Raw genomic sequence first — 12,779 nt, forward strand, 5'->3', positions numbered from 1 at the left:
AGAGTCCTTTGATTCTCCTAACAAAAAGGCAAAAGCGAGTGACATTTTTGTCACACGCCTTGAATCTGGAGATATTGATTTTCTTTTGAGAAGGTAAGGGTAAAGGTTGTCCCGCGGCCAATAGTTGACTGAACAGAAATATGAATGCCAAGCGGGGGAGCGGCCTTTTTTGCTAAATACAAGCCCATGCCAGTTGCATGCTGATCGTGCTGCTGAATGGTAGACGTAAAACCTTTATCAAAAATTCTTGGAAGGTCTCGTGGGTCGATGCCGCGGCCGGTATCAGCTACAGATAGGGTCGTTTGCCCTTTTTGCACAAATGATTGGATCGTAATTTCTGATCCTTCCTCGCTGTATTTAACAGCATTTGTTAAAAGCTGACGGAGGATAAAAGACAGCCATTTCGCATCTGTGAGCACTTTTGATGAAGCTAATTCAACATCAAAACCAATTCCCTTCTTTAAGCACCAAGACCGTAACGTATGAATTTCACTATAAAGAAGCGGTTCAAGTTCAACCTTTTCAATAAATAAATCATTTTCAATAAAAGGTATCCGCTTTTGGTGCAGCTGTTGATCGAGCAAATAGTGAATTCGTAACCACTCATGCATGAGCTCTGACTTTAGCGTAGGATCATCAGTACGATCAATGATTAATCGCAGAGTAGTTAATGGTGTTTTCACCTCATGAATCCAAGAAAGCAGCTCGTCCTTCTCTTGTTCAAGGAGAAGGTGCTTCCAAGAGGCTTCTTTTTCTATTTGTTCAATAGGAGAGGTAATTTGCTCATATATCAATGATTCAAATGGGCTGGTTGGTTCAGGTAGACTTGTCATATCAGTCGTAGAATCCCGCGCGTCAAGCTCTTTAAAAAAGGACGTTTCCTTGAAATATCGTATTACGATAAATATCGATGAAATAACGAAGGCCAGAAATACATAATAGTATATCGAGCCAAGCGAAAGAGAGGGATCTAAGTAAGCCATCAATAAAGCAAGCAGCTGCAAAAGAACAATCAAAAAGATCCAGCTTCTTCTCTCCCTGATAAAGGTCTTGATCATTTCCTCACCTGCTCAATGGCCATATACCCTTGACCAACCTTCGTTTCAATTCCTGCTCCCAGACCAATTTCAGTTAGTTTCTTGCGGAGCCGGTTTACATTAACAGTTAACGTATTATCACTAATAAAGCGTTGGTCATCCCACAATAAGTTTATTAACTCTTCTCGGCTGACGATTTTATTTTTACGCTCAACAAGCAGCTTTAAGATAAATATCTCATTTTTGGTAAGTTCAATCATTCCATCATCATTCGTTATACGACTTCTTTCCAAGTCAATCGTTGCACCCATCCACGTTTTTAGTTCCGATGTGCCAGTATTGTAGTTATAAACACGGCGCAAAATCGCTTGAATCTTTGCGATTAGTACTTCAAAGTGAAAGGGCTTCTGAATAAAATCATCTGCACCTAAATTCATCGACATTACCATGTCGGTAGGATGATCACGTGAAGATAAGAAAACAATTGGTACATTCGAATGTTCCCGAATCATCCGACACCAATGAAAGCCATCATATTTCGGAAGCTGGATATCGATGATGACTAAGTCTGGCTGAACCTCAGCAAAGCTTTCCATCACCTTTTGAAAGTCCCGGACCCCATACACTTCATATTCCCAATCTATAAGCCGGTCTTTAATCTCTTTAAAAAGAGAAGTATCATCTTCAATTAAAAATATTTTAAACAACGAATTCACCACACTTTCACTAAAAGTATAGCAAAAACTTAAGGGGAAGGGGAATTATGGTAGAAAGTAGGTTGGGATAAAGAGCTTTTTCACTTAGAAAAACTCGAAAGAAATTTCATTTTAGAATTTAGGAATCAATCCAAAGTGGGGGGCCTAGCAGTTGCCGTTCGTAAGGGTGACGTTAGCAAAATAGTTGTTCGTTTGAGCTAGGACAATCTCTACTATTAACTTAAAATAAACTCCACATACGAAAAGAAAAGACCTGCAATCGAAATTGCAGGTCTTTTTCCCTTTTATCTAAGGGTGATTAAAGCTTAAATGAACTCTTTAATGAAACGATTAAGTTAAACACAGGGTGACCCTTCGTTGTCTCTTTTGGATCGACATTGAAGTAGCCGTGTCTGAAGAATTGGAACTTCTCTTGTGGACTTACGTCTTTCATATTCGGTTCAACGAAGCCTTTTAGTACTTCAAGAGAGTTAGGGTTTACTTGATCTAAGAACGTTTTTTCCTCTGCTGGTTCTGTTGTTTCTTCTACTTCTTCTTGCGTTTCGCTCAGTAGAAGTGGCTCGAATAGATTGAATTCAGCTGGAACGGCTTGAGTTGCTTCGACCCAATGCAATGTTCCTTTTACTTTACGACCAGTGAAGCCAGATCCACTCTTTGTCTCTTGGTCATACGTACAATGGATTTCAACCACGTTTCCGTCCGCATCTTTGACGACGTTTTCACACTTAATGAAGTACGCATGCTTTAGACGAACTTCGTTACCAGGGAAGAGGCGGAAGTATTTCTTTGGAGGGTTCTCCATAAAATCTTCTTGTTCAATATAGATTTCTCTTGAAAATGGGATTTGTCTTGTTCCCATATCTGGGTTTTCAGGGTTGATTTCCGCATCAAGCATTTCAACTTGTCCTTCTGGATAGTTAGTGATGACTACTTTTAACGGGCGAAGGATTCCCATTGTACGGGGAGCTTTCAATTTTAAGTCCTCTCGTACAAAGTAATCAAGCATTTGAGAGTCTACTGCTCCCCATCCTTTTGAAACACCAGTCTCACGGACAAATGTACGGATTGCCTCAGGTGTATAACCTCTTCTTCTAAGACCAGAAATCGTTGGCATACGCGGGTCATCCCAGCCATCTACAAATCCTTCATCAACGAGCTGCTTTAATTTACGTTTACTCATAACTGTATTTGTAATGTTTAGGCGGCCGAACTCGATTTGTTGCGGTACACTTTGGGTTTCACATTGTTCAATGATCCAATCATAAAGAGGGCGTTGATCTTCAAATTCTGTTGTACAGATTGAATGAGTTACACCTTCAATTGCATCTTCTAATGGGTGAGCGAAGGCATACATTGGGTAAATGCACCACTCATTCCCAGTGTTGTGGTGTGTTGTATGAGAAATACGATAAATAACAGGATCTCTTAGGTTGATGTTAGGTGAGCTCATATCAATTTTTGCACGTAATACTTTTTCCCCGTTTCCAAACTCGCCTTTACGCATGCGCTCGAATAAGTCTAAGTTCTCCTCAATTGAACGACTGCGATAAGGGCTATCTTTCCCGGGCTCTGTTAATGTTCCTCGGTATTCACGGATTTCATCAGCTGAAAGGTCATCGACATATGCTTTTCCTTTGTTAATAAGCAAGACCGCTCTCTCATACATCTCTTTGAAATAATCTGAAGCGAAAAAGAGGCCATCCCAATTATAGCCGAGCCATTTCACATCCTCTTTAATGGCATGGACATATTCTGAATCCTCTTTTAGTGGGTTCGTGTCATCAAAGCGCAAATTTGTTTTTCCATCAAATTCATCTGCTAGATCAAAGTTAATGACGATCGATTTAGCATGTCCGATATGTAGGTAACCATTTGGTTCTGGTGGGAAACGAGTCATAACATGGTTTCGTTTGCCGGAGTCCAAGTCTTCTTTTATGATATTTCGTATAAAATTGGAAGAAGTATGTTCCATGTTTTTTCACGCCTTTTCTTATTATGAATTGTGTATAGAATGTTTTTCCATCATACACTGTGTAATAGAGAATATTGTATCACATGTCCGTGTTTGAACAAATGCTAGGCTTTATATTTGCCGGGGTTTTAGAGGTTTTTTTGTAGAAAACATTATTCTTACCCGAATCGATTAGAAGTATGTAATCGATAAAAATTAAAGGTACAATATTTACCCAAACAAGTAGCAATATTTCATATAGCCCATAGGATAAGGATAGGAGTCTAGCAGGGGGAGAGGCGTATAATATGTATTATTCTAGGGTTACCAATGGTCAAGTGCAAGTTGTAGCTTATGCAGAGGGAGATGTAACAGGAGACGGTGTTATCGATCAAGTATATCTCACTGGTATACAAACGCCTGATAGTCCTTTTATACAGGATATCACTCTAGTTGTTCAAGACGGGAGTACAGGCTACATGTCGAGTGTCGCACTTAGTGATAATACGGGCTATGAACCTACTTTGTTTTTAGGCGATTTTACCGGAAACGGAGTTGATGATATTTTTATAAGTATTAATACGGGCGGCAGCGGAGCGATTATGTATCATTTCATTTATTCCTACCTTGATAATATGGCTCAACTACTTTTTGATTTTAATGTGTATAATGAGCAGTATAAATATGAAGTCACGTACCAAGATTATTATAAAGTCGAAGTCATTAGCCTCATAAATAATACAAAATACATCATTGATATCTCAACTCGAGATAGTGATTATTTAAATGAAATATATGATGAAAACGGTTTGCTTCTCAGTCCGATCAGCGGTTTTGTCAATCCTTTAAGTGGTCTATATCCAATCGATTTTAATTCAGATGGTGTGTATGAGCTACTTGCTTATCAAAAAATAGCAGGGAGATACAATGCAGACTCTCTTGGGTATGTCCTGAACACTTTAGGGTGGAATGGTCATAACTTCGGGCTGCAGAATCAAAATGTTGCGATTTGGGGTACGGAAAATGATTAAAGGGCAATAGACATCGAACACTATATGCAAAATATGACGCCCATGTAGGGTGTCTTTTTTGCATTTCTGCCCATAGTGAATGGTGTCACTGAATTTACGTAAATTTTATTAGTGAAGTGTTTTTGTCATGGTACATCTTCGTATAGTCATAATCTGAATAAGTAAAACAATACGAGGGGGGATGTGTAAGATGGTTAATGAGTTTCAACCAGAATCGTATACACATTGGTATAGGAACAGTCCTTACCATTCGTCTCAATGGCAGCAGGGTTATGGATACCAAAACGATGATCAACCGCAATATAACCCATACCCATTTCAACAAGGGTATCAACTGCAATCCAACCCATACACACTTCAACAAGGATACGAGTTTCAAAATAATCCATACACACATCAGCCGTATACTCCGACTTATTATGATCAACATGAGGGCCACAATCTTGATTGGCGTCAAAGTTGGAGAGAGTGGGAGGATCTTGGTTCCCCTCCACGTGGATTTAGGGGGTCACCTACTGTAGCATCATGGCAGGCTAACCGACTTGATTGTTTCGTTCGAGGAAACAACAATAATATGTGGCATAAATGGTGGGACGGGGCAAGGTGGAATAATTGGGAGGACCTAGGTTCGCCAAGGGGTGGTTTAAGAAGCTCACCGGAGGCCGTTTCATGGGGACCAAATCGAATTGATTGTTTTGCAAGAGCTGGAAGGGATACGATGTGGCATAAATGGTGGGACGGTTCAAGGTGGAGAGAATGGGAAGATCTTGGAGCTCCTCGGCCTGGGTTTACAGGGAAACCTGCTGTGGCATCATGGCAAGCAAATCGATTAGATTGCTTTGTACAAGGGAATGATAACAACCTTTGGCACAAATGGTGGGACGGGGCAAGGTGGAGCAGCTGGGAAAATCTCGGTGCTCCAAGGGGAGGATTAAATGGTTCCCCAGGTGCTGTCTCTTGGGGACCAAATCGAATTGATTGTTTTGTTCGAGGCAGGAACAATCGAATGTGGCATAAATGGTGGGATGGCTCAAGGTGGAGCGGGTGGGAAGATCTCGGATCACCACAGGGAGGGTTTGATGGCTCACCGGCTGTTTCTTCTTGGGCGCCTAACCGAATTGATTGTTTTGTAAGAGCTAGGAACAATCGAATGTGGCATAAATGGTGGAACGGATCAAGGTGGAGTAACTGGGAGAACCTCGGAGCCCCACAAGGAGGAATTCGTTCTTCCCCAGGGGCTGTGTCATGGGGATTGAACCGGATTGATTGTTTTGCAAGGGGAAGAAATGATGGTATGTGGCATAAATCGTTTGCATAAGGAGGAGCGTATACACTTCTTTTTAATAGCTTATAACCAAGCAGATATGACAACTGTCATATCTGCTTCTTGACGTTCATGACTTCTTTGCCGCATCTGTTTCTTTTATGATTAAGTTAATTAAATAGTTCCCATAATAAATTTAAAGATGTTATCAAGGGGGAAGTCATGAGTAGTAATTCAAAGTTATCTCAACTCAAAAAAAGTATTGCGCCATTTGAAAAATCAGATATTAAATCAAGCTTAAAACAAATATTGAATACGGTTCCACCGTTTTTCTTATTATGGTTTTTAGCGTATCAAAGTTTATCCATTTCAATCTGGTTAACCTTTGCATTTGCCGTTGTAGCAGCAGGATTTGTTGTTCGCATCTTCATTATTTTTCATGATTGTTGTCACGGTTCATTTTTTAAAAGTAAAAAGCTTAATAATATAGTTGGTACCATTACGGGTGTCATTACGATGTTCCCTTACGAAAAGTGGAAACGTGAGCATTCGATTCACCATGCAACAAGCAGTAATTTAGCTAAACGTGGCACGGGTGACGTGTGGATTATGACGGTAGATGAATATGTATCAGCCTCATTTAAGGAAAGAATGGCATACCGCCTTTATCGCAATCCAATTGTGATGTTTGGATTGGGGCCACTTTACTTGTTCTTGATTACAAATCGCTTCAATCGTAAAGATGCTAGAAAGAAAGAAAGACTAAATACACATTTGATTAACGTTTCAGTTGTGGCTGTTTATTCCGTGCTCATCTGGTTAATTGGTTGGCAGGCGTTCTTACTTGTTCAAACACCTATTTTATTCGTATCAGGATCGCTTGGAATTTGGTTATTTTATGTGCAACATCAATTTGAAGACTCTTACTTTGAAAATGAAGAAGAGTGGGATTATGTGAAAGCTGCTATAGATGGAAGTTCGTATTATAAACTCCCAAAAGTATTACAATGGGTGACAGGAAATATTGGCTACCATCATGTACATCATTTAAGTCCTAGAGTTCCGAATTACAACTTAGAAAAAGTTCATGAAACAACACCACCACTGCAACAAGCGACAACGATTACTGTGGGATCAAGTTTACAATCGATTCGTTTCCGTCTATATGACCAAAAAAGTAAAACGTTTGTTAGTTTTAAACAAGTAGCACACCTACTTCCTAAGGCAAAATCAAATGTAGAGTTGAAAAAGAGGCAAGCGAGCCTTCAAACTAATAATAAATAGTTCAATGAAAAGCCGTTCAATCACCATTGAATGGTTTTTCGTTGCTTCTTAAAAAGGACAAAAAAAGGAAAATTATTGTATGATAAAAGTATCATCTAAATAAAGAAAGGAGGTCATTATGCAAAGTTGGTATAATATCTTTCCGAAAAATACGGGGCTAAGCGTGTACGTATGGATTATTTTTTGTTTATTACCATTCTACTTCATCTTTAGGTCATCTTCGGCTATCGAAATTATTTTTGGTATTATTATGATCTTATTGTTCTTTGTTTCGTACCGTCTATCGTTTATTTCTAAAGGTGGGCTCGTCTATTTATGGGTAGGAATTGAGATGGCGATCAGTATTGGTATGAGCTTATTTTACGGGTATGTTTATTTTGCTCTTTTCCTCGCCTTTTTCATAGGGAATATTCAAAGTAAAGTGGGGTTTTTCACCCTTTATGTCACGCACTTGTTAACAACGATTATTGCAGCGAGCTTAAGTTTTTTTACTCAAAATGAACTGTTTTTTGCTCAATTTCCTTTTATTATTATTTCGATTATCGGTGTGATTTTGTTGCCCATTAATTCGTATAATCGAAACAAACGTGAAAAGTTGGAAGGACAATTAGAAGATGCAAACAAACGAATCTCTCAACTTATCGTTATTGAAGAACGGCAACGGATTGCCCGTGACTTACATGACACACTTGGTCAAAAATTATCTCTTATTGGATTAAAAAGTGATTTGGCTAAGAAATTAATTGAGATCAACCCGGAGAATGCAAAAGTTGAATTAAGTGATATTAATCAAACAGCGAGGACAGCATTGAAAGAAGTTCGTGAAATGGTATCTGATATGCGTGGGGCAAAGCTAGAAGATGAAATCATTCATATGCAGCAAATTTTAAAAGCAGCACAAATGGAATTCATTTTTGAAGGGAATGCCAAATTAACGAATACCCCCTTATTAGTCGAAAATGTCGTGAGTATGTGTTTGAAAGAGGCAGTGACCAACGTCATTAAGCATAGTCAGGCTACTTCTTGTAAATTAGTGATCCAAGAGCTAGATGAAGAACTTCAAATTATTGTACATGATAATGGCATTGGGATATCAGAGGACGAGGGTTCAACGGAAGGAAATGGACTGAGGGGAATTAGAGAACGGTTAGAGTTTGTAAATGGCAGTGTGGACATCTCAGCATCAGATGGGACTACTCTTGATATTCGAGTGCCAAATATCATTCAACAAAGGACATAGGGGGGATTGACTTGATTCGAATAGTAATTGCCGAAGATCAGCGAATGTTGCTAGGGGCTCTCAGTTCTTTACTTGATTTGGAAGAAGATATGGAAGTGGTTGGGAAAGCACGGAACGGTGAAGAAGCTTTAGCCTTAGTGAAGCAGCACCAACCTGATATTTGTATCATGGATATTGAAATGCCAATGAAAAGTGGACTTGATGTAGCAGAAGAACTGATCGATCAACCATGTAAAGTCATTATCTTAACCACCTTTGCACGCGCCGGTTATTTTGAACGGGCCAGAAATGCAGAGGTGAGCGGCTATTTGTTAAAAGATAGTCCTAGTGAAGAACTAGCAAACTCGATTCGTATCATCATGGACGGCAGGCGGATTTATGCCCCAGAATTAATCGATTTGGCTTACGATGATAAAAATCCACTTACGAATCGTGAAAAGCAGGTCATGGAGTTAATTGCTGAAGGGAAAAGCACTAACGAGATCGCAAGTGAGCTTTATCTGACAAATGGTACGGTGCGTAATTATATTTCAGTCATACTGGATAAGCTTGATGTAGGTAACAGAATTGAAGCAATTTCGAGGTTTAAAGAGAAGGGTTGGTTTAAATAGCGGAATGCTTTGTTAAAAGTCAGATGCACTCTTTCTTATCGAAGGAAGCACTGACTTTTTTTGTGCTTGATTCGATGTTTCTTGTTAGGATTCTGAAAATTATATACAATTAAAGAGTGATAATTCATAATATTTACTTTGAGAGGGTGTAGATTGTGCTTACATTTGGATCTGTTTTCAAGCAAAATGCTGAGAAATTTAAAGATAAGCCTGCCGTGATTTTTAAAGGTGAGACCTTGACTTATCACGATGTAAACCAACGTACAAATCAAATTGCGAACGCTTTCTTATCACAAGGTTACAAAAAAGGCGATAAAGTTTCAGTGATGATGAAAAATCATGCTGCCTACATTGAGGTAATTATAGGACTCGCTAAGATCGGTGTCATTGTTGTTCCAATAAACTACCGTTTAGTCGGTCCAGAAATGGAATATATCATAGCGAATTCAGAAAGCCGCGGGTTTATTACCACTGCCGAATATGTAGCAGATATTAAAGCATTACTTCCAAAGCTGCCCCAGCTAGATACGGTGTTAGTTGTAGGCAAGGAAGAGACTGCGAGCAACTTGTTAAACTACGAACCATTCCTATCACGGAATTCAACGGCTGAACCGGATGTTGAAGTGGACGAGAAGGATACCCTCTATATTGGCTACACCTCTGGGACGACGGGCAAACCAAAGGGTGTCGTAATTTCTCACCGCTCACGTATGCTGACGGGGATGGCTGCAGCCTACGAGTATAAAATAGATGAATCGGATGTACATATTGTGGCTGGCCCTATTTATCACGCTGCACCTTGGATATTCTTGATGATGCAGCTAATTGTCGGTGGGACAGTAGTCGTTGAAGAATCCTACAATCCAGAACAATTTCTTGCAGATGTAGAAAAGTATAAAGCGACTAATACTTTCATGGCTCCTACGATGTTTAATTTTCTAGTAAACGTAGATAATGAAACGAAAAATAAGTATAATACGAGCTCAATGAGGATCCTGATATCAGCAGGGGCACCGCTACCTACCCAAACGAAGCACGATGTTCTTCATTTCTTTTCAAATGTAGACCTTCATGAGTTTTACGGTTCCACAGAAGCGGCGATTACACTCAATATCAAACCTAAAGATATTAAGAGAAAGGATGGGTGTGTCGGGCAGCCGTTTCCTTATGTTGAATGTCTTATTTTAGATGAAAAGAAGAAACCTGTACCGCATGGGGAAGTAGGAGAGCTTTATTTTAAGACGCCTTATTTGTTAGATCGCTATTATAATAATCCAGAAGCGACAGACGAATCCTTTTGGAATGGTTATTTTTCTGTAGGAGATATGGCGATGCAGGATGAGGAAGGCTATTACTATATTGTCGACCGGAAAAAAGATATGCTGATCAGCGGAGGGGTAAATACCGTGAAATAGAAGAAGTGCTGTATGCTCATCCAGATATTCTAGATGTTGCGGTAATTGGAGTTCCAGATCCAGTATGGGGAGAATCAGTGAAGGCAATTGTTGTACCAAAGGATGATGTATCGATTTTAAGTGAAGATGTGATTGAATTTTGTAATGGCAGGTTAGCCAGTTATAAGAAACCAAAATCGATTAAATTTGTCGATGAGTTGCCAAGAAACCCATCTGGCAAGGTCTTAAAAGTAGAGCTTCGAGAGACTTACAGCAAAGCTCATCAAACGAAATAAACTGCGCCCTTATCACATCATGTGATAAGGTTTTTTCTTATTCTTTAAACGTCCATTTCAATTAAGAAATAGATACTGCCTTTATCCAATAGAGCATATAGTATATAAAGTTTGCATCGTTTAAAAGAGTTAACATGCAGGGGGCGATCACATGAGAAACAAGAAGAGAAAGAAGCCGAACATTCTTATCTTAATGGTGGACCAGCAACGGTATCCCGCAGTGTATGAAACGAACGAATTAAAAAAATGGTGTGAAGAAAACTTAACAGCACAAAAACTGTTACGTAAAAATGGGATGGTATTTAAAAATCATTATGCTGGTAGTACCGCCTGTTCCCCGAGTCGAACCACATTATATACGGGACAATACCCTTCCCTGCACGGAGTCACTCAAACCACTGGTGTCGCTAAGGGAGCATTTGACCCAGATGTTTTTTGGCTCGATCCTAATACTGTACCGACCATGGGGCATTATTTTCGCGCAGCGGGATATGATACTTTTTGGAAAGGTAAGTGGCATGCATCGGATGAAGATATTTTAATTCCAGGTACTCATGATGCATATTCTAGCTATAACACAAATACGGGGGTCCCTGTGAAAGACAAGGTAAAAATGTATAAACAAGCAAATCGCCTTGATGCTTTTGGATTTTCTAGCTGGATAGGACCTGAACCTCATGGAACAGACCCTCGTAACTCTGCTTCTTCTGCGGCTAAGGGTATGAGTGGGCGTGATCAGGTTTATGCAGAAGATACGGTGAAGCTGATAAAGTCTTTAGATAAGAAAAGTCAAAAAATAGAGGAACAAAAGCCGTGGTTTGTTATGTGTTCATTGGTAAATCCTCATGATATCGCTTTGTACGGTGTACTAACGGCTGTGCAGCCAGCTTTTCATTTTGAGGTCGATCAGACACTGCCATTTATTCCGCCAGCTCCTACGGTAGAGGAGTCATTATCAACTAAACCGAGAGCACAGGAGAGCTATCGTTACACTTACCCCAGAGCCCTTCAGCCGATTATCGACAATAATTTTTACAGACAGCTGTATTACAGCCTACAAAAGAAAGCAGATCAAGAGATGAAAAAGGTTTTTAAAGCTCTTAAACAATCTAGTTTTTATGAAGATACCATTGTGATCTTTACCTCTGACCATGGAGAGCTGCTAGGGGCACATGGGGGATTGCATCAAAAGTGGTATAACATGTACGAAGAATCTATCCACGTTCCGCTCATTATTCATAATCCGCTTCTTTTCGAGCAGGATGAGGAAACGGATATGCTGACGAGTCATGTTGATATTCTGCCTACATTATTAGGGTTATCAGGAGTGAAGATAGAAAAGGTGCAGGATAAGCTTGCAAAAAGTCATACAGAAGTAAGGCCTTTAGTTGGAAAGGATCTAACCCCGTTAATAAAAGGGTCAGAGGCGTTTCAAGAGGCAGATGAACCTCTTTACTTTATGACGGATGACGATGTCACTAAGGGACTGAATCAAACAACCGCTAGAGGAGAGCCTTATCAGTCAGTTCTTCAGCCTAATCATATCGAAGCGGTTATTGCTAAACTTCCGAGCGGAAAGAGAAGCGAGAAGGAAATCTGGAAGTATGCCCGATATTTTGACAATCCTCAGTTCGATGATGATCAAACAAGAAAGCAAGTGCCTGATGAATTTGAATTATATAATCTTACTCAAGATCCGTTTGAAGAAAGAAATTTAGCCAACCCTGAACATGCTACAGAACTGACTGGCCGCATACAAAAGGTTTTAAGTGCGATCTTAGCCGAACAATCTAAACAAAAACGACTCCTTCCAATAGATGGTGAATAAAAAGAAAGAAAACAGCCCTTTATCTATACAGGTGAGGGGCTGTTAGCTATTACTTTAAAAGCATTCGTTTAATAATGATATAAATGGTAATAAATACATAGAGAGTGTATTGCTAGAATACTTGATA

Annotated in this window: 11 protein-coding genes; 8 read left to right on the forward strand and 3 right to left on the reverse strand. The window is 39.6% G+C overall.

Annotated features, from left to right (window positions below; all coding sequences use genetic code 11):
* Positions 1-50: 50 nt before the first annotated feature.
* From RYX56_RS15240 to RYX56_RS15250, 3 genes are all read right to left on the reverse strand, one after another.
* Positions 51-1,058, reverse strand: coding sequence for an ATP-binding protein (locus RYX56_RS15240; RefSeq protein ID WP_317122910.1), 1,008 nt, complete (start codon positions 1,056-1,058; stop codon positions 51-53).
* Positions 1,055-1,744: a response regulator transcription factor gene (locus RYX56_RS15245; protein ID WP_317122911.1), complete on the reverse strand. Its 690-nt coding sequence runs from the start codon at positions 1,742-1,744 to the stop codon at positions 1,055-1,057. Before RYX56_RS15245 ends, RYX56_RS15240 begins: the two co-directional genes overlap by 4 nt.
* Positions 1,745-2,051: 307 nt before the next feature.
* On the reverse strand, positions 2,052-3,725 hold the full coding sequence (locus RYX56_RS15250; protein ID WP_317122912.1) for a glutamine--tRNA ligase/YqeY domain fusion protein: 1,674 nt from the start codon (positions 3,723-3,725) through the stop codon (positions 2,052-2,054).
* Positions 3,726-4,012: 287 nt separating this feature from the next.
* Here RYX56_RS15250 and RYX56_RS15255 point away from each other — a divergent pair, with 287 nt between their 5' ends.
* The 8 genes from RYX56_RS15255 to RYX56_RS15290 all read left to right on the forward strand — a co-directional run bounded on the left by RYX56_RS15255 (position 4,013) and on the right by RYX56_RS15290 (position 12,652).
* Positions 4,013-4,735 carry a YybI family spore inner coat protein gene (locus RYX56_RS15255; RefSeq protein ID WP_317122913.1) on the forward strand — a complete coding sequence of 241 codons (723 nt, stop codon included), beginning with the start codon at positions 4,013-4,015 and terminating at the stop codon, positions 4,733-4,735.
* 190 nt (positions 4,736-4,925) lie between these two features.
* Positions 4,926-6,053, forward strand: a complete 1,128-nt coding sequence (locus RYX56_RS15260; RefSeq protein ID WP_317122914.1) for a PLL family lectin — start codon at positions 4,926-4,928, stop codon at positions 6,051-6,053.
* Positions 6,054-6,221: 168 nt separating this feature from the next.
* Positions 6,222-7,283: a Delta(5) desaturase DesA gene (desA, locus tag RYX56_RS15265; protein ID WP_317122915.1), complete on the forward strand. Its 1,062-nt coding sequence runs from the start codon at positions 6,222-6,224 to the stop codon at positions 7,281-7,283.
* A 118-nt stretch (positions 7,284-7,401) separates the two neighbouring features.
* Positions 7,402-8,523, forward strand: coding sequence for a sensor histidine kinase (locus RYX56_RS15270; protein ID WP_317122916.1), 1,122 nt, complete (start codon positions 7,402-7,404; stop codon positions 8,521-8,523).
* A gap of 11 nt (positions 8,524-8,534) precedes the next feature.
* Positions 8,535-9,134, forward strand: a complete 600-nt coding sequence (locus RYX56_RS15275) for a response regulator (protein ID WP_317122917.1) — start codon at positions 8,535-8,537, stop codon at positions 9,132-9,134.
* 155 nt (positions 9,135-9,289) lie between these two features.
* Entirely contained in the window at positions 9,290-10,549 is a 1,260-nt protein-coding gene (locus RYX56_RS15280) for a class I adenylate-forming enzyme family protein (RefSeq protein ID WP_317122918.1), read from the forward strand.
* A gap of 5 nt (positions 10,550-10,554) precedes the next feature.
* Positions 10,555-10,824: an AMP-binding enzyme gene (locus RYX56_RS15285; protein ID WP_317122919.1), complete on the forward strand. Its 270-nt coding sequence runs from the start codon at positions 10,555-10,557 to the stop codon at positions 10,822-10,824.
* A 151-nt stretch (positions 10,825-10,975) separates the two neighbouring features.
* Entirely contained in the window at positions 10,976-12,652 is a 1,677-nt protein-coding gene (locus tag RYX56_RS15290) for a sulfatase family protein (protein WP_317122920.1), read from the forward strand.
* The last annotated feature ends 127 nt before the right edge of the window (positions 12,653-12,779 follow it).

Source organism: Alkalihalophilus lindianensis, from assembly GCF_032843265.1.
GTDB lineage: Bacteria > Bacillota > Bacilli > Bacillales > Bacillaceae_D > Alkalihalophilus > Alkalihalophilus lindianensis.